A 17,982-nucleotide genomic window follows, 5' to 3' on the forward strand; every position below is an offset into this window, starting at 1 on the left:
CCCTTTCGGGACGCCCTCTTCAAGTATTATCACCTCTGCATCCCCGGCGCATAACCGCTGGAGACGTGCTCGCCGACCCAACCTTTGTAGTACCGGAAGTATACGGGCCTCTCCGCAACCACCTCCCCCCCGGCGTGAAGGGATACGGATATCCCCTCCTGGTAGGGGACCATGGAGTTCAACTTCAGGGTGGTCCGGGTGCGAGCAGGCAGTATGACTTTCTCCTCGAGGAGCTCGCCGCCTTCGGTATATATCCATATCTCCGCCTGGCAGTCCTGGCCGCCGGGGTTTTGGATGCACAGCCAATTCTCGAATCCGGGCCCCGTGTAGCCCTCGGCGAAGTACCAGTGGCGCGAGGGCGATCTCACCCCGACGGCTACGTCCCCGCCCCGACACCAGTTGGAATAATCGTGATAGATGGCCCTCTCGGCCACAAGGGGGCCTTCGCCCTGTACCAGAAGGGACAACTCCAGGCCGCTTCCCGCCCGGCGGTTCACGTCCAGCGTCCTCCGGGAATAGGGCGGAATGTATTCCTCGTCGGTGATGTTCACTCCCCCGGAGGTCTGGTAGGTTATGGCGGCGCGGTTGACGTAGGGGTTGGGGTTGTAGAGGCACAGGTACTCCTGGAAGCCGGGACCCGTGTAGCCCTCGGCGAAGTACCAGGTCTGGGAGGGATTGGTGGTCCCCGAGGAGACGTGGCCCCCAGCCCACCTGCCGGCGTAGAGGAAGTACATGGGTCGCTCGGCCACGATATTTCGATCGGAACTCACCCTGACGGACACCTCCTGCCCGGGACCCACGCTGCGGTTGACGTCCAGGGTGCGGCGCCTCCCAGCCGGCACCACCAGATCCTCCTCGGCCAGCAGGCCACCCTGGCAGTAGTATTCCACGGTGACCCGGGCGTCCTCACCGCCGGGGTTGAGAAGGCACAGGTACTCCTGGAAGCCGGGACCCGTGTAGCCCTCGGCGAAGTACCAGGTCCGGGAGGGATTGGTGATCCCCGAGGAGACGTGGCCCCCAGCCCACCTGCCGGCGTAGAGGAAGTACATGGGACGTTCCACCGCCAGGGGAAGGGGAGACTCCACGCTTATCCCTAACTCCCGTCCCTCCCCCACTTCCCTGGCCACCTGGATGGTGACGCGGGCCTCCGCCTCCGCCCGGTATGAACGGACCATGGTATCGCCCTCGACGAAATGGTAGGAGACGGTGAAGTCCACCGCCTCCCGGTTGGGGTTGAGGACGGTGAGCCACTCATCGAACCCAGCGGCGGTGGTCCCCTCGGCGAAATACCATTTTTTGGCAGCATTAGCCACCACCAGGTCGCGGGAGACCGTGGCCGTCCCACCGTTGAGGTAATAGGCCTCCGCCCTTAAGCGGTACGTGCCGTCGCTCAGGGCGGAGGTATCCACGGTGAAGTCATAGGGCGGCGCGCTGCGGCTGCCCAGCAGCTGTTCCTCCAGGCGGAGGTCCACGCGCTGCAGGCTATCCGATCCCACCACCTGCAGGGAAACCTCCACCGGACCGCTGCACGGGCGATTCTCGGGAGGCTGGATGAAGCTTACCCGGGAGGGCATGCGTATGCCGCGGAAGATGGCCTGGGCCTCCCGGGCCAGGTAGGCGTCGTCCCTCAGGAGCTGCTCTTGCTGGGGGTTGGAGATGAAGGAGGCCTCGGTGAGGATAGCGGGCATGGTGGTGTTTTTCAGGACGCCGAATTTCTCCGTTCTTTTTACCCCCCGATTGGGCAGGCCAAATTCTGCAAGGAGTTCCGCCTGTACAGCGTTGGCCAACTTGAGAGATTCTTCGCTTGCGTACTGGTAAACCCAAGTCTCCGTTCCGTTGACCTCGGGTTGGTTATCAATCGAGTTGTGGTGGACGCTGATGAAACGGTCCGCCCCCCAGGCGTTGGCCATCTGCCAGCGCTGGGTGATGCTCACGGTGACATCGCTCTCCCGGGTCATGAGCACCTGGGCACCCTCGGCCACCAGGAGGTCGCGCAGCCTGAGGGCCACCTTGAGGTTGACGTCCTTCTCCAGGAGGCCGGTGGGGCCCTCGGCCCCGGGATCGCTCCCGCCGTGGCCTGGGTCGATGCAGAACTTCCAGCCGCTCAGGCTTCCCGCCCTGGCCCTGCCCCCTCCCGGCGGGAAGCCGATGGCGGCCAGGAATGCGGCCGTCAGGAGAAGGAGGAAGGGCACCCGGAGCCCGCGTCCCCACCGTGCTGCTCCGTGCCCGGAACGGCTTTCCTTAGGGAGATATCCCTCCATAAGACCGGCAACGCCTCCTTTTACGTGCCTCGCTATGCTTATTCGACGGTGGCATGGCCATACCTTGAACGCCGCTTTCAGGTGGGTTGCCGATGCGGGGCGCCGGCTAACTCAGTTTCCCAACTGCCGGTTACCTCGGCCTTCCAGCTCTGAGAGGAAGCGCGAGGCATCCCGGTCGCCGGGGTTTATGCGCAGTACCTCCCGGAAGTCCTCCTCCGCCCCGCCCATATCTCCCCTCCTCCTGCGGGCCAGGCCCCGCGCCAGGTAGGCGGGGTAATAATCGCGGTTTAAGATAAGGGCCCGGTCCCAGTCGTCCACCGCCTCACCCCAGGCGTTGAGCAGGGCGTAGCACACCCCCCTCTCGAAATAGGCCTCCGCCGAACCCGGCTCCAGGCTGATGGCCCGGGTATAGTTCCTTATGGCCTGGTTGTAGAGGGGGTTGTCGTCGTACTTTATCTTGTGCCTGTAGGCCCTGCCCGCGAGGATATAGAGTTCCGGGAGGTCGGGGCGCAGCTTGGCCAGTCGCTTGAGGTCCCGGAGGGCTGCGCTGTAATACCCCCACTTCATGAGCATCTCGGCGCGGCGCAGGAGGGCAGCGTCATTCAGGGGATCCTCCTCCAGGGCCCGGTTCAGGTCCCGCAGAGCCGCCTGGTCCTCCTCGGCGCGGCGGCGTTCCTCGCGGTCCGCCTCTCCCTCCAGGAGAACGGAGAGCAGCGCCGCCACGGCCCGGGAGCGCACCAGCCCCATATGGGTGCAGGGCCATCCCGGACGCAGGTTCTCGGCCCCCTCCAGAAGGCAGCTGGTCCAGGGGATGACCGCGGCGTCCAGGGGAGTGCAAACCGAGTAGTAAGGAGGGCTTTCCTCCCCCCAGGTCTCCCGGTAGGCCTCGGCGAGGTTCCTTAGGAAAGCGCTGCGCGGGAGCATCTGCCGGGCGGCCTTGAAGGGGAAAAAGAGGTAGAAGGTAAGGGAACCGCGGTTGGGGGTGCCCAGCATGACCAGGCGGTAGAGGAATTCGGCTCCGCCCAGGCCCTCCACCATGAACCTGGCCACCAGGCCCCCCAGGCCCTGGCCGATAAGAGCCACCCTATCGGCGCCGGAGAGAACGCGGAGCTCGTCCACCTTGTCCAGCAGCACCTTGGCACTCCAGCGTATGTCCCCGGAGTTGAAATTGGGCATCCGGAGCGTGTAGACGGCGAAGTCCAGGTTGCGCAGGCGCCGCCGCAGCGCCGCGGAGAGTACGTAGAGGCGGAGGAAACCGGGGACGTAGAGGACGGGGTATCTCCCGCGGCGGGAAGGGTCGATGCTCTCCACCGTTTCCGGCTGCCGCGCCGCGCCGCATTCCCGCCTGCCGACGACCCTCACTTCCAAGGAAGCCAAGTAAGCGCCCCTCCCGCTTCATCCTCTACGCGAGGAACTTCAACCCGATCATTCGACATGGTCCGCTCAGCCTTGAATATCACGGTCCTCACTTCGACAAGCTGACCGAAAATCGAAACTTCGCAGGATGAAACCCGGCGTTTGCCCGGCCAAAGCCGGCAAGTATACGGAAGATATGCGTCATTCCGCCGTTTCTCGGTCGCCATGAAGAGTTCTCGACCCTGCGCCCGAAACCTTGTTTCCACCGATTACCTCAGCCGAAAACCCCAGGCCATTCCGCTCGATACGAACACAATGAATTATGCAGGCGATTTACCAACAACTACCAGTTAAACTCCCGCGTTCTCCACTACATGAACCCTCGTTTTCTCAGCACCGGAGTCTTACCCCCTCCTCTCCGGCGGACCGGAGTCGAATGCCTCCTTCTCACCTGGCCCACAGGGGAGGTATGCGGGCCGTGGTACACAGCACCTCTCCGCGCCCTCCAGGATGCGCACGTCCGGTGGATAGGCGGGAAGCAGCTCCGGGGTGTAGTTCCTCCGGAAGGGCTCCCGGTCCCCTACGACCTCTATGTTCTCCAGGTCGACGCACCCCAGGCCCTCTTCGGCGGCCAGCCTTAGGTGTTCCACCTCCCGGGGATCGATGCCCAGGAGGTCGGCCCCCACCGCGTCCACGCCCAGGGTATCCTCCCCACCGATGAAGACGCCGAGTTCCTCCACGCATTCCCCGGCCAGCCCCTCCGGGGCGTAATGGCCGTGATTGAGGGCATGCAGGCCCTCGATGACCGTGAAATGCGGCCTCACCAGCATGAAGATGTCGGCGAACTTGCGGTGGAGGTTCCAGTTGTGGTCCCGGATACGGTCGGCCTGCATGATCAACCCGAACTGGTTCTTGACCCCCAGGGTCACCGTGCCCATGGATTGGGGAGCCACCACTACCCTCGGCATGGTCATCCCTTCCTTGCCCGTGCCGTCCATATCCTGCGCATCGCCTCCCACCCGGCCAGCTGGGGTATCCGTCTTCCCCCATTTCCTATACCGCTCCCCGCCACCGGGACGACACGGCAGAAGGGAAAGGCGTTAGAACCACGCTTCCCGTATATCCTCAGGCTCCCAAGCGGGGTGCACTTCCCGCGTCGCACTTCCTTCAGAGGTGGGCCACGGCGGAGAGCTCCACCCGGAAACCTCCCGGGAGGTCCACCCCGGCCACGCTGCGCGCCGGGTAGGGGCGTGGGACGATCTCCTCGTAGACCTCGTTGAAGGCGGCCAACTCGCCGATGTCCTTCAGGTAGACATGAACCATGAGCAACTTGTCCAGGCCGCTGCCCGCCTCGCGCAGGGCAGCCTCAAGGTTGCGCAGGACCACCATGGCCTCTCCCCGGACGTCCCCCTTGACCTCGTGCCCGTCGCCCCTCACCGCCAGGAGACCGGAAACGAACACCAGTCCTTCCCAGGTGACGAACAGGGAATAAGGTCCCCTCGGGGAGGGAAGCGCGGAGCTGTTATCCGCAACACCGGCATTCTTCATCTTCTCTACCCCCGTCAAGGGAAGTATACCAGAACGGCGGCTTCCCTCCTTGCCGCATCTTCCACCGGGTCGATCAACGGTGCAATATGCTTGTCGTTCCGCTTAACTTCCCTGCCTGACAGGACAATAGGATGCTCGTTCGAGCTTCCTCGACCCGTACGGCGCTTGTCCGAACGACGGGTAACGCCTCGCAGTCCGGTCTTTCCACGCGGAGGCGGACCCGCTCCCATCGGAGTGGGGAAAGACGGGAAGGAGGCAAGCGCAAGCGGGTGCAGGTGGTGCGACAACGCTCTAGTGGTCCGGCTCCGGGGGCGCGCCGGCTCCGGCGGCCTTCTCCACGATCCTGATTATGGTGGGCCGGTAGGCGGAGGAGGCCCGGGAGCGGGGGGAATATATCCTGGCCAGAAGGAGGTAGGAAAGGACCAGGAAACCGAACCCGAACAACAGTCCCAGGGGGACATCCCAGGAGCCCCCCAGGACCAGCGCGCCCAGAACCCCTCCCGCCCCCAGGCCCAGGAGAAAGGCCAGCAGGGGAACGCCGTAAAGCAAGTAGGCCGCCTTGAGAGCGACCCTTATGGGAACCTCCACCTCCACCCGGTCTCCCTTCCTCGCTCCCCCCGGGTTCCGGGCCTCCACCACCATGGTGTCCTCTCCCGCCGCCACGCAGCAGGACCCGCACCCCTCGCACATGCGCCCACGGGGAAAGGCCACCTCGGCCAGGTTCCCCTTGACCTTTATCACCGTTCCCAGCTCGCGGCGGGAGCGGCGCGGCGAGGTGCCCGCCAGGTTGCTCCAGTGGGCCAGCGCATAATCCTCCAGCTCGTCATCCCTGTCCCTCATTCCGAACACCTACCCTTTCACGGCTTGTTGCTCCCGTTCACGGCCCGGAGAGGAACACGTCTCCACGCTCTCCGCGGGAGCAGCGCGGCGAAACACCCGCCTTTTCCCGCCTCTTCCCGGCATCACACCCGGGAGGCGGAGGCCGCCGCTCCTCATTTTTCCAGGCGAGCAGCGTACTTCTCCGGGTCGCGGTCGAACTCCTCCTTGCAGGCGTGGTTACAGAAATAGACCGTCTTTCCCCGGTACTCCGAGGTGGCCGCGGCGTCCTTCTTGCGTATCTTCATGCCGCAGACCGGGTCCACCACCTTGCCGAACATTTCCTCCACCTCCCCTGTCTTAATCTTAGGTGGCTGCCGCCACCTCCTCCCGTCCCTTCCGCCGAGGGTCGCGGAACCTCCTCAGGCGCAGTGAATTCCCCACCACGGACACGGAACTGAAGGCCATGGCCCCGGCGGCAAATATGGGGTTGAGCAGGATTCCCCATGCCGGGTAGAGCACGCCAGCGGCCAAGGGTATGCCGACGACGTTGTAGAAGAAGGCCCAGAAGAGGTTCTCCTTGATGGTGCGCAGGGTGGCCCGGGAGAGGCGTACCGCGGTGGCCACCTTGCGCAGGTCTCCAGAGATGAGGGTGATGTCCGAGGTCTCCAGGGCCACGTCGGTGCCCGTCCCCATGGCTATCCCCAGGTCCGCCCGGGCCAGGGCGGGTGCGTCGTTGATGCCGTCCCCCACCATGGCCACCACGTGACCCTCCTCCTGCAGGCGGGCTATCTCCGCCGCCTTCTCCGCGGGCAGCACCTCCGCGATCACCCTGTGGATGCCCGCCTTTCGGGCCACGGCCTCCGCCGTGGAGCGCCGGTCGCCGCTGAGCATGGCCACCTCGATGCCCAGTCCCCTCAGCTCGGCCACCGCCTCCGCGGCCATGGGTTTCAACTCGTCCGCCACCGCCACCAGCCCCAGGAGCTCGTCATCCGAGGCCAGGAAGACCACCGTCTTCCCCTCCCCGGAGAGAGCCTCCTCCGCTGCCTGCAGGGGCGTGACGTCCACCCCGCTGCGGCGCATGAACTCGGCGTTACCCAAGCGGATGACCCTTCCCCGCCAGCGCGCTTCCACGCCCATGCCGGGGTAGGCCCGGAAGTCATCCACCTCTCCGGGCGCTAGGCCACGTCTCTCGGCCTCCCCGACGATGGTCTGGGCCAGGGGGTGTTCGCTCCCGCTCTCCACGGCGGCCGCCGGGAGGAGGACCTCCTCCTCCCCCCTGCCCTCCACCGGAATCACGTCCGTGACCTCCGGCCGTCCCCAAGTGAGGGTACCGGTCTTGTCGAAGACCACCATGTCCAGGCGTCCCGCCCTCTCCAGGACCTCGCCTCCCTTGATGAGGATGCCCATCTCCGCGCCCTTTCCCGTCCCCACCATGATGGCCGTGGGCGTGGCCAAGCCCAGGGCGCAGGGGCAGGCGATGACCAGGACGGCTACGAAGTTGAGGAGGGCGAAGTTGAAGGAGGGCTCCGGGCCGGTCAGCAGCCAGGCCAGGAAGGTAACCACGGCCACGCCGATGACCGCGGGGACGAAGACCGCCGCCACCCGGTCGGCCAGGCGCTGGATGGGGGCCTTGCTCCCCTGGGCCTCCTCAACCAGGCGCACAATCTGGGCCAGGACGGTGTCGCTCCCTACCCGGGTGACGCGGAAGCGGAAGAAACCGGTGGTGTTCAGGGTGGCCCCGGTCACCTCGTCGCCGGGCCCCTTCTCCACCGGCAGGGATTCGCCGGTGAGCATGGACTCGTCCACGCTGCTCCGCCCCTCCTCCACCACCCCGTCCACGGGAATTTTTTCCCCGGGACGCACCGCCACCAGGTCCCCCACCCTCACCGCCTCCACGGGGATCTCCACCTCCCTTCCCTCCCTCACCACCCTGGCGGTCCGCGCCTGCAAGCTCATGAGCCTACGGATGGCCTCCGAGGTCCGCCCCCTGGCCCTGGCCTCTAGGAACCTTCCCAGCAGGATGAGGGCGATGATGGTTGCCGAGGCGTCATAATACACGGCCAGCTCGAGACCGGCCCCGCTGATGAAGGAGGGGAAGAAGGTGGCCGTCACGCTGTAAAAATAGGCTGCGGTAGTGCCCACGGCGATGAGGGTGTTCATGTCCGCGGTGCCGTGTCGCGTGGCCCTCAGGGCGGCGCGGTAGAAGGTGAGGCCCGGCCAGAACTGTACCGGCGTGGCCAGGGCGAAAAGGATGAGGAAGCGGGCCCTCTCGGTAAGGGAGGACAGGCCGGGGAGATGCATTCCCAACATGGAGAGGACCAGGATGAGGGCGGCGGAGGCCGCACTGTAGATGAGCTTCACCCGCAGGAGGCGGGTCTCCCTCTCCCTTCTCCGCCGCTCGCGGTCCAGGGCCTCCTCCCCCTCCCCGGCGGGAAGGAGGCGGTAGCCGGCTGCCTCCACAGCCCGGGCCATCTTATCAAAGTCGGCACTCTGCGGGTCGAAGAGCACCGTGGCTCGCTCCGTGGCCAGGTTGACCTCCGCGCTCACCACCCCTTCCACCCCGGAGAGGGCCTTCTCCACGCGGGCCACGCAGGAGGCGCAGGTCATGCCCTCCACCCCGAAGACAGCCCTATCCAGCCCAGCCTCGTAACCCAGGCCTCTGATGGCCTCCACGATCTCCTCCAACCCCACCTGCTCGGGCCGATAGGAGACGGTGGCTTTTTCCGAGGCCAGGTTGACCGCGGCCTCCGTGACCCCGGGCATCTCCCGGAGGGCCTTCTCCACCCGGGAGGCGCAGGAGGCGCAGGTCATGCCCCCTACCCGCACCACCACCCTCCCGGGGGACCTTCCCGGACTGTTCTCCCGTCCCTCCTCCCCGTCCGGCATCCTGGCAACTTCTTCCTTGTCCATGCTTTTCATCCATCCCTCGTTCCCACGTAGACTCCGGTAATTCCGGTGACACACCGGCCTCACTTCCATTATCCCACCGGAAGCCGTCGGTTAAGCTGATCCGGTTCATCGCTCCTTCGCCGATGCGAAAAGGGCATACGGCGGCCCGGACTCGAGTCGTCCCACCGCGGTCGGCGGAAGGAAGGGCCTGGTACCCCGCCGCCGCGGAACCACGACACGGAAACACGAAGCGCAGGGATTGCCGCGGTTAAGCGGGAGGGAAATGGGCACGGATGTTCTATACTGTAACCGGCGCACGAAAGGGTAAATCTTCGGGTCGCCGCGAAACCACGGCACGGAAACACGAAGCGCAGGGATTGCCGCGGGACGAGCGGGAAGAAAGCGTGCATGGAGGAGGAACCGCTGGAGGAGAAGGGGCTTTCCGTTAGCCGGTCCAGGATGCGCCGCGGCCTGGTGGCGGCGGTATCCATCTCCACGGCGACCCTGGTGGTCATCTTCCTGAGCACCATGGGCAGGGAGATCCCCGCCGCCCTCTCCCGGCTCTCCCCCTTCTACCTGGTGCTGGCGGTAGCCCTTTCCCTGGGGCGCTGGCTGTGGTCCGCCCTGCGCATGCGCATACTGGTGCGGGCCGTGGACGGGGACGTCCCCTTCCCCCATCTGCTGAAGACGGTCTACGGCGGTTACTTCACCGGCATGGTAACCCCCTGGAGGGCCGGCGGGGTCACCGGGGAGGCCCTCTTCCTCTACCAATACGGCCTTGGAGCGGGAGAGGCAGCCGCCGTGGTCTCCTTCGGCGCCTGCGTGTCCGCGCTTCTCCTCATGCTAAGCTTCCCCCCGGCCATCTGGCTGGCCCAGGAGCAGTTCCAATTTTCCTTCACCGTGAAGGGCTTCCTCTTTTCCGCCCTGGCCGTGGGGCTGCTTTTCCTGGCCCTGGTCCTGTTCTCCCTCCTTCACCCCCAGGCGGCCCTGGACCGGGTGCTTCTGCGCTTATCCCCGTCCTTCCTCCGGCGGCGCGATGGATACCGACGCCTCCTGGCGCGTCTAGGGGAGGAGGTGCGCTCCTTCTCCTCCTCCCTGCGGCGGATGGTCTTCCTGGGAAAGGCCAGGCTGGCGGCGGTGACCGCGCTCACCTTCCTCTTCTGGCTCACCGGTTTCCTGGCTGTACCCTTCGCCCTGGTGGGACTGGGATACGGTTCCTATTTCTGGAAATCCATGGTCGCCCAGCTGGTGGTGCAGATCCTCATGCCCTTCGTGCCCACTCCCGGGGGGAGCGGACTGGGGGAGGTAGGCTTCCTCTACGTCTACAGCCGCGTCCTCCCCGATGCCGGACTGGCGGGCCTCCTCACCCTCATCTGGAGGTTTGTCGATTTCTACCTGGGCATCCTGGTGGGTGGAACGGCCTTCCTGCTCATCCTGAAGGACGTCGAGCGCCATCCGCGGGAGCCGATGAAGGTCTGACCGTGTCGAGGGCAGGGAGGTATAGGGTTTGGCAGCAGACAGGAAGAACGTGGAAATAGCCCTGTTGCCCCTGGGCATCACCGTTAAGGGGGCACGGGATGAGATCATCCTCCACTCCCTTGTTCGGGAGAGGGTGGAAGTGGCGAGCACCTGCGGTGGCCGCGGGACCTGCGGAAGATGTCGTTTCCATATCCTGGAAGGAAATGCCACCCCGCCCACGGACGCGGAACGGGAGCTGCTTTCGGGGGAAGAGCTGCGGCGAGGGGTGCGACTGGCCTGCCAGGCCCGGGCTGCGGGAAACCTCAAGATCTACCTACCCGCCTCATCCCTGGTCCGCGAACAGCGCCTGCTGGTGGAGGGCGCCTGGGAGGTACCGCCGCTCGACCCGCCGGTCAAGGTGGTGCGGGCGAGGCTGCCGGCGCTTTCCTCAAGAGGTCACCACCGTTCGGATCTCGCCCTCCTTCTGTCCGGAATAGACGAGGCGGGACGGGCGGCCGGAGTCAAGGCGGACCTCGAGGGTCTGAAGGAGATGTCCGCCCTTCTGCGATCCGGGAAGCTGGAGGTTCAAGCAGTCTTACGCGAAGGGGAGCTGCTGGGGGCGGCCCATCCTGGGGCGGGGGTCCTCGGAGTGGCCGTGGACCTGGGGACCACCACGGTGGCCATCTTCGCCCATGACCTGGTCACCGGAAGGGCGATTTCGTCCTTCGGCTTTCCGAACCCGCAGGCGCCCTACGGAGAGGACGTCATCACCCGGATGCAGCACGCCCTGGAGGACCGGAGGAGAGGAGAAGAGCTGGCCCGCCTGGTAAGGGAAAGCTTGGACGAGGCCCTCGCCGGGATGCTCTCCGGCGCCGGCTATTCCCCCCGGGACATCTTCGAGATAGTCCTGGTGGGCAACACGGCCATGCACCACCTCTTCCTGGGCCTCCCGGTGGAGGGGCTGGCCCGCAGTCCCTACCTCCCGGTCACCGACCTCCCCCTGGAGATCAAGGCCCGGGACCTCGGCCTCTCCTTGCATCCCGGCGCGGGGGTCTACCTCCCCCCGCCCGTGGCCGGCTACGTGGGTTCCGACTACCTGGCCGCGGTTTGCGCGACCCGGCTCGCGGAACGCGAAGGCCCTTGCCTGCTCCTGGACATCGGGACCAACACCGAGGTCTCCCTGCAGGTGGGCGGGAGGGTGCTTTGCTGTTCCTGCGCCTCGGGTCCCGCCTTCGAGGGCATGGGGATAAGCCAGGGGATGCGCGCCGGGGAAGGGGCGGTGGAGAGGGTGGTGGTGAGCGCCGCCGGGGAGCTGGAAGTCATTACCATCGGCGACGCCCCACCCGTAGGTATCTGCGGTTCGGGCATCCTCTCCGCCCTAGCCGCCCTCCTGAAGGTGGGGGCCCTGGAGGACAGCGGCCGCCTGCGCCCGGAACATCCCGGGGTGATCGAAAAGGGCGGGGAAGCGGCCTTCTGGCTGGTCCCTCCGGGGAAAGGCGGCGAGGGAGGCGTGGCCGTTACCCAGTCGGACATCCGGGAGATACAGAAAGCCAAGGGGGCCATTCGCGCCGGGGTAGAGGCCCTGTTTGCTGAGGCCGGGGTATCCCATTCCCAGGTGAAGGAGGTTCTCCTGGCCGGCGCCTTCGGGAGTTACCTGGACCCCCTGGACGTCCTGTCCACCTCCATGCTCCCTCCCTTTCCCCTGGAGAACATACGCCAGGTGGGAAACGCCGCCGGGGCCGGAGCCCGGTCCATGCTCCTCTCCGGAGATTTCCGGCGGAGGGCGGAGGAGCTCGCCGGGAACCTCGAATACCTGGAGCTCTCCGCCTACCCTCCCCTGGCCCGCCTCTTTGCCGCCTCCATGTACCTCACCGAGGAAGCGGTGTCCAGGGCCCGGGCCCGCCTGAGGACGTAACCTCGAGCCCGAACCCTCCGTTCACTCACCCTTCGCGCCGCCCGGACCCTCACATCCGGTTGAAAGCGGGCTTAGGCCAGGTAATCCTCCAGCTTGTACACGTTCTCCGCGTCGGGGGAGAACTGGTCCCGCAACACCCGGTCCAGGTGCTTCTCCGAGGGGCTCTTGGGTATCTCGTCCACCACCTGCAGGTAGCTGGGTATGGAATTTCTTTCCAGGCCCTCGGCCGCCTTCCTGAACACCGACGCGGGATCGATGGACTTCCCCGGGAAGGGCGCCACCGCGGCCACCAGGTCGCTCTCCCCGGGCGCCCCCGAGGCGGCGGGGATCCCGTATACGCAGACCTCGGAAACGTCGGGGTGCTCCCCGATGACCTTTTCCACCAGGTCGGGCTTGATGAAATCCCCGGCGCGGCGCAAGGCTCCGCCCTTGCGGTAGTCGAAGAAGAACCAGCCCTCCTCGTCGCGGTGGACCATGTCCCCGGAGCGCAGCCAGCCCCCGCGCATCTTCTCCGCCGAGGCCTCCGGTTTCTTGTAGTAGTCCACCTTGGTCTGGGTGAGCATGCGGCAGATGAGCTCCCCGGTGACGCCCGAAGGCACCTCGTTGTCCTCCTCGTCCACCACCCTCATCTCCACCAGGCCGGGGATGGGCTTGCCGAAGGAACCAATGGGTCCCTCGCCGATGGGCTTGTAGGCGAAACCCCCCTCGATGGCCCCGTACCATTCCAGTATCTGCACCCCGAAGCGGCGCTCGAAGTCCTCCCAGATGGCCCGGGGCGTGCCGGCGGAGATGACCATGCGCACCGGGTTGTCGGCGTCGTCGGGGCGCGGGGGCTCGTTGTAGATGCCGGACATCATCCCCCCCAGGAGGGAGAAGGTGGTGCACCCGTAGCGGCGGCAGATGTCCCAGATGCGGCTCTTGGTGAAGCGCTGGCTGATCACCGCCGGTATGCCCATGGTCAGGGCCGGGAAGAGGGTTACCGCCTGGGCGTTGCCGTGGGCCAGGGAAAGCCCGGTGTAGAGGATGTCGTCATCCCGGTACCCCCACACCAGGTAACCCAGCAGGCAGTACATGGCGTTGCGCCGCGAATCCAGGGTCACCCCCTTGGGGTTCCCGGTGACCCCGGAGGTGTAGATTATCTGCACCGGGGCGGCGGGGTCGTCCACCCGGTCCTCCAGGTCGGCCACCCGTGGCTGGTCCAGCATCTCGTTCACCGTGGGATACCTCGAAGTCAGGGCGGGATCGGCATCCGGTTTGAGGTTGAGGTAGATCTTCCTCAGGTTGGGGATACCCTTGGCCGCTTCCTCCACCTCGGGGAGGAGGTCGGCGGTGGTGATCACGGCCACGGCGTCGGAATCGGACAGCTGGTAGGCCAGCTTTTCCCTTTTGGCCCGAGGGTCGATGGGCACCAGGATGGTGCCCAGCATGGTGCAGGCGGCCATGGCGTAGACGAACTCGGGATGGTTGCGCATGACCAGGGCGATCTTGTCTCCCCGGGCGTAACCCTCCCGGCGGAAAGCGTGGGCCAGGCGCAGGGAGTTGGCGTAGAGCCTTGCGTAGGTGAGTTTCTCATCCGGGTACTGACCCCCGTTCTCGAAGATGAGGCCCACCCGGTTGGGGTTATCCTCCGCCCGCAGCTCCAGGAGCCTGGAGAGGAGGCCCTTATGCTCCGGGAAGCGCGACCGCATCACCGCCCGGAGGGCGCCCGAGACCACGTCGCGGTGGGAGAGGAGCTGCGCCAGCATGTACAGGCGGGGGTCCCGTTCCTCCAGCTTTCTCAGGAACTCCGACCTGGTCTCCACGGCCATTTCACCACCCCCTTCGACGCATCCAGCCTCAGACACCGTCTTTTCTTCAGGTTATCCTTCGACTTTTCCATTCTAATACGACATCCACCGCGGTCATTGGGGGCCCAATTGACCCCGATGGTTCGCGGTTCCTTCCCTTGTGGCGGAGGAACCTGCAACGTAAGCGACGTCAACCCATCGGCTTTCTCTGCGATACCCCTGTGGGTATCAAATTTCAAGACCTGACCCCTTTAAGGCATTTCCTGCCAGGTCTTGCCGCCCTTGCGCCAGGTTATGCGGGGCAACTCCCGCTTGACCATGGAGTCGGCGTTCACCCGCGGGTAGCCCAGGACGATGGCCGATACCGGGACGTAGGGCCACTTGATGCCCAGGTAGCGCTTGAGGTGGGGGAGCATCTTGGCCCCCACGGCGGCGAATCCCATCCAGCAGGTGACCAGCCCCAGGCTGTGCGCTGCCAAGACCATATTCTGTCCACAGATTCCGATATCCAAGTCCATGTTGTTGATTCCCCGCTTGTCCCCGAGGAGGTAGATGAGGCAGGGGGCTCCCAGGAAGACGTCCTTGGGCTTGAGGATGGCTCTCCCCCCCGTTATGGCCCTCTGGTCCATGAGCGGAGGAGCGGCGATGGAACCCAAGGACAGAAGCGTTCTCACCAATCGATTCTTCTCCCCATAGAAGTATAGACGCACTAGCAGCCGATACAATGGGTCTATCATATTAGCTATCTTGTCCATCTCCTCCCGGTCGTTGATGATAATGAAGCTCCAAGGCTGGTTGTTCCCGTGCGAGGGCGCGAAGCGGCCGGCCTCCACCACCCGGCGCACCAGCTCGTCGGGAACGGGTTTCCTGGAGAAGATGCGGTTGCTACGCCGCTTGTAGATGACCTCCTCCACCGGGGTGAGCCCCTCTATCCCCTCCACCTCGGGTATCTTCGGATACCCGTCGTCGGGGTGGAGGAGCATGGTCTTGAAGAGGCCCTTTTCCACGTTGTAGAAACCCTGCATCTGGATGGCGTCCTTCTCGCAATGGGCCACGCAGGCGGAACAGGACATGCAGACCACGCCCTCGATCTTTCTGGCCTTTCCTTCCACCACCTCAAGACAGGCACATGGGCAGGCCTGGACACAGTTTCCGCACCCGGTGCATTTCTCCTCGTCCACCACGATCCTTGAAAGCGACCACACCTCCGGGTGGGCAGGCAGGTAGGTGTAGGAATATTTATCCAGTGCCAACCTCTTCTACCTCCTTCCTCGAATCGGACCTCCGCTGGAAATACCGGGCTAGGTTCCACCGCGTTCCATGCTCTTTCGTGTCGGTCCGCTATCACGCTTTCAACCCGCACCCGGGTTATCCCGCCTTACCGGTTGACGCCTCAGGTACCCGTCTCCACCATGTCCAGGAGGCGCAGCAGCTGCTCCTCCTCGGGGCGGGGGAACATCTGGCAGTACTTGGCGTCCCGCATCAACCTCTCCATGCCGTAGTCGCGCATGTAGCCGTAGCCGCCGTGTATCTGCACCCCGTCCATGGCCGCCTGGCAGGCATTGGCCCCCGCCCTCCTCCAGGCGATGATGGCCGGGCCCAGCTCCTCCACGCTGCAGGCCCGGCGGATGACCGCCCGGCCCTCCTCCATGGCGCAGAGCATGCGGGCCAGCATGAGGCGCATGGCCTGGTGCTCGATGATCAGCTTCCCCGCCTGGTACCTCTGGCGGGCGTACTCGTAGGCCTTCTGGAAGGCCTTGCGCACGATGCCGTTGGCCACCGCCGCCAGGCCCAGGTAGAGGGTCCTCTCCGTGGCCGCCAGCGCTTCCTTCTCCGACTTGTCCAGCACGTAAACGGGTTCCGCGGATTTCATGTCCAGGGTGGCGAAGTTGCTCACCCTCCATCCCAGGGGATAGGGGTCGATCCGGGTCTCCACGCCGGGCGCGCCCGTCCGCACGTAAGCAGCCTTCCGCCCTTCCCCGGAGCCCGGGAAGAGCAGCGCCACGGTGCCCTCCAGAACATTGAAGACGAACGGAGCGCTCCCGTTTATCTTCCCGTCCTCCAGGGCGGCCTCCCCGGCGGTGGCCACGGTGCACAGGGGCCTCCCCTTGGTAAACTCCTCCACCAGGTCCTTGCGGTCCACGTAGATCAGGGGGACCAGGGCGGCGTTGTGGAAGAGCAGGGCGGCGGCGAACCCCGCGCATTCCACGGCGCTCTCCTCCAGGGCCACGCACAGGGAGTAGAGGTCCACCCCCTCGCCCCCCAGCTGCTCGGGTACCAGGGCGGCCAGCATGCCCATCTCCCCGGCCTTCTCCACCGCCTTCCAGAGGAGTGGAGAGTCCACGGTCTTCTCCAGGTCGTCGGCCACGGGGGCCAGCTCGGCGGCGGCGAAGTGGAGGGCGTTGCTCCGCAGCACCGCGTACTGCTTGGACTCCTTGGCCCAGGGAACCCCGATCATGCCATCACCCCCTTCTTGAACGGGCGGGGGACTTCCACCCGCAGGGTCTCCTCGAAGCGGATGTTGTTCACCACCAAGCGGTTGAGCTGGTTGGTGCCCTCGTAGATCTGGGTGAGCTTGGCGTCGCGGTAGCACTTCTCCACCCAGCGGCGCTCCTCGGAATCCTCCGGGCCCATGATGCTGAGGGCCCGGGAGCACAGCTCCATGGCATTGTCGGCGCAGGAGAACTTAGCCAGGGAGGCCGTCTCCAGGAGCTGGGTCATGTCCTCGTCCTTGAGATAGTAGCGGAGGATGGCGTTGATCATGGCCTTCCCGTAATAGGAATTGAGGAAGTTGCGCATGAGGGGCATGGTGCGCAGGGAGGAAGGCAGACCCAGGGTGAGGTTCATGATGGGGTTGTCCAAGGCCTTTCCGAAGATGGCATCCCCGAGCATGGCGTTGCTCATGTACAGGCCGCGGTTCTCCTGGACCATGCCCCACATATCCGCCAGGTTCATGCGTATGCGGTCCTCGTCGATGGGACGCTTGCCGTTTCGTTTGGTCCTGGCCCAGGCCAGGAAATGCTGGAGGGCTCCCCGGGCGATGCCGGTGGCGATGGAACCCACCGGGCCCCGTGAGGCGGCCATGATCATGAGGATGCCGTTGCCCATGCCGTCCCCCTCGTAGCCCAGGACGTGGGAATCGGGGACGAAGACGTCCTCGAAGAGGAGCTCCGCGGCGTGACTGGCCCGCTGTCCCATCTTGAGCTCCACACGGGGAGTGGAAAATCCTTCCATGCCCCTCTCCACCAGGAAGGTGGTCCAGGTCTGCAGGGGCCGGTTGCGGTCCAGGGCGGCGCACACGGTGAAGTACTTGGCCTCGCTCCCGTCGGAGATGAAGCACTTCCGTCCGTTGAGCACGTAGCCGCCCTTGACCTTCTTGGCCTCCAGGGAGAGCCTGGCCTTCTCCAGGTACTCCGGCTCCTCCACGTCGGTCCCCGCCGAGGGCTCGGTGATGGCATAGGCCATGGTCACCGGCTGCTCCTTGAGCTCCCCCTCCACGATCTCCTTGAGCACCGTGTCCCAGTGGGCCAGGGCCCCGGAAGTGATCAACGGGGCCACCCCAAGGCTGTGGGCCCCCACGGCCAGGGCGATGCCTGAGCACCCGGAGCACAGTTCATCCATGAGCAGGGAGGTGTTGGTGACCATGAACTCGCCCGCTACTCCCCCCAGCTGCCTGGGGATGAAGATGGATAGAAAACGGTATTTGCAGGCCCGGCGCATGATCTCCCAGTCGAAGTACTCCGGCTCCCTCTCCATGCGCATGTCCAGCTCCAGGGCGCGGGGCACGGCGAAGGTGCGGTTGAATTCCTCCGCCTTCTCAATGAGGGCGATGGTCTCCCGTATCCCCTTCTTCCGCCCGCTCTCCCACAGCATGCGCAGGATGGGGAAGTCGCGGAAAAGCCTCTTTCCCGTCTCGCTCAACTCCTGACCGATCATCTTACCCCCTTCC

At 65.4% G+C, this 17,982-nt stretch carries 13 protein-coding genes; 2 read left to right on the top strand and 11 right to left on the bottom strand.

From position 1 onward, the window contains the following. Positions 1 to 29: 29 nt before the first annotated feature. From QME84_01950 to QME84_01980, 7 genes are all read right to left on the bottom strand, one after another. The gene (locus QME84_01950) at positions 30 to 2,192 is read right to left on the bottom strand and encodes a DUF5719 family protein (protein MDI6873039.1); all 2,163 of its coding nucleotides are present in this window, start codon (positions 2,190 to 2,192) and stop codon (positions 30 to 32) included. Between the two features lie 180 nt (positions 2,193 to 2,372). After that, entirely contained in the window at positions 2,373 to 3,638 is a 1,266-nt protein-coding gene (locus tag QME84_01955; GenBank protein ID MDI6873040.1) for a tetratricopeptide repeat protein, read from the bottom strand. A gap of 383 nt (positions 3,639 to 4,021) precedes the next feature. Further along, the gene (locus QME84_01960; GenBank protein ID MDI6873041.1) at positions 4,022 to 4,585 is read right to left on the bottom strand and encodes a DUF362 domain-containing protein; all 564 of its coding nucleotides are present in this window, start codon (positions 4,583 to 4,585) and stop codon (positions 4,022 to 4,024) included. 199 nt (positions 4,586 to 4,784) lie between these two features. Then, the gene (locus QME84_01965) at positions 4,785 to 5,165 is read right to left on the bottom strand and encodes a RidA family protein (GenBank protein ID MDI6873042.1); all 381 of its coding nucleotides are present in this window, start codon (positions 5,163 to 5,165) and stop codon (positions 4,785 to 4,787) included. A gap of 291 nt (positions 5,166 to 5,456) precedes the next feature. Continuing rightward, positions 5,457 to 6,005: a SoxR reducing system RseC family protein gene (locus tag QME84_01970; GenBank protein MDI6873043.1), complete on the bottom strand. Its 549-nt coding sequence runs from the start codon at positions 6,003 to 6,005 to the stop codon at positions 5,457 to 5,459. Between the two features lie 152 nt (positions 6,006 to 6,157). Continuing rightward, the gene (locus QME84_01975; protein MDI6873044.1) at positions 6,158 to 6,322 is read right to left on the bottom strand and encodes a YHS domain-containing protein; all 165 of its coding nucleotides are present in this window, start codon (positions 6,320 to 6,322) and stop codon (positions 6,158 to 6,160) included. A 25-nt stretch (positions 6,323 to 6,347) separates the two neighbouring features. After that, the gene (locus tag QME84_01980) at positions 6,348 to 8,894 is read right to left on the bottom strand and encodes a heavy metal translocating P-type ATPase (protein ID MDI6873045.1); all 2,547 of its coding nucleotides are present in this window, start codon (positions 8,892 to 8,894) and stop codon (positions 6,348 to 6,350) included. 387 nt (positions 8,895 to 9,281) lie between these two features. Between QME84_01980 and QME84_01985 the strand changes: the two genes are divergently transcribed. Together QME84_01985 and QME84_01990 are read left to right on the top strand one after the other, a co-directional pair. Further along, positions 9,282 to 10,352 carry a flippase-like domain-containing protein gene (locus tag QME84_01985; protein MDI6873046.1) on the top strand — a complete coding sequence of 357 codons (1,071 nt, stop codon included), beginning with the start codon at positions 9,282 to 9,284 and terminating at the stop codon, positions 10,350 to 10,352. Between the two features lie 28 nt (positions 10,353 to 10,380). Next, the gene (locus tag QME84_01990; GenBank protein ID MDI6873047.1) at positions 10,381 to 12,246 is read left to right on the top strand and encodes an ASKHA domain-containing protein; all 1,866 of its coding nucleotides are present in this window, start codon (positions 10,381 to 10,383) and stop codon (positions 12,244 to 12,246) included. A 71-nt stretch (positions 12,247 to 12,317) separates the two neighbouring features. Here QME84_01990 and QME84_01995 read toward each other — a convergent pair whose 3' ends face one another. The 4 genes from QME84_01995 to QME84_02010 all read right to left on the bottom strand — a co-directional run bounded on the left by QME84_01995 (position 12,318) and on the right by QME84_02010 (position 17,969). Then, positions 12,318 to 14,054 (bottom strand): AMP-binding protein, encoded by a 1,737-nt coding sequence (locus tag QME84_01995; GenBank protein MDI6873048.1) that lies wholly within the window; start codon positions 14,052 to 14,054, stop codon positions 12,318 to 12,320. Between the two features lie 230 nt (positions 14,055 to 14,284). Further along, positions 14,285 to 15,286 carry a nitroreductase family protein gene (locus QME84_02000; GenBank protein MDI6873049.1) on the bottom strand — a complete coding sequence of 334 codons (1,002 nt, stop codon included), beginning with the start codon at positions 15,284 to 15,286 and terminating at the stop codon, positions 14,285 to 14,287. A gap of 140 nt (positions 15,287 to 15,426) precedes the next feature. Beyond that, the gene (locus QME84_02005) at positions 15,427 to 16,491 is read right to left on the bottom strand and encodes an acyl-CoA dehydrogenase family protein (GenBank protein MDI6873050.1); all 1,065 of its coding nucleotides are present in this window, start codon (positions 16,489 to 16,491) and stop codon (positions 15,427 to 15,429) included. Beyond that, positions 16,488 to 17,969 (bottom strand): acyl-CoA dehydrogenase family protein, encoded by a 1,482-nt coding sequence (locus QME84_02010; protein ID MDI6873051.1) that lies wholly within the window; start codon positions 17,967 to 17,969, stop codon positions 16,488 to 16,490. The genes QME84_02005 and QME84_02010 overlap by 4 nt, the downstream gene beginning before the upstream one ends. Positions 17,970 to 17,982: the final 13 nt, after the last annotated feature.

Source organism: Actinomycetota bacterium (genome assembly GCA_030019255.1).
GTDB lineage: Bacteria > Actinomycetota > Geothermincolia > Geothermincolales > RBG-13-55-18 > Solincola_A.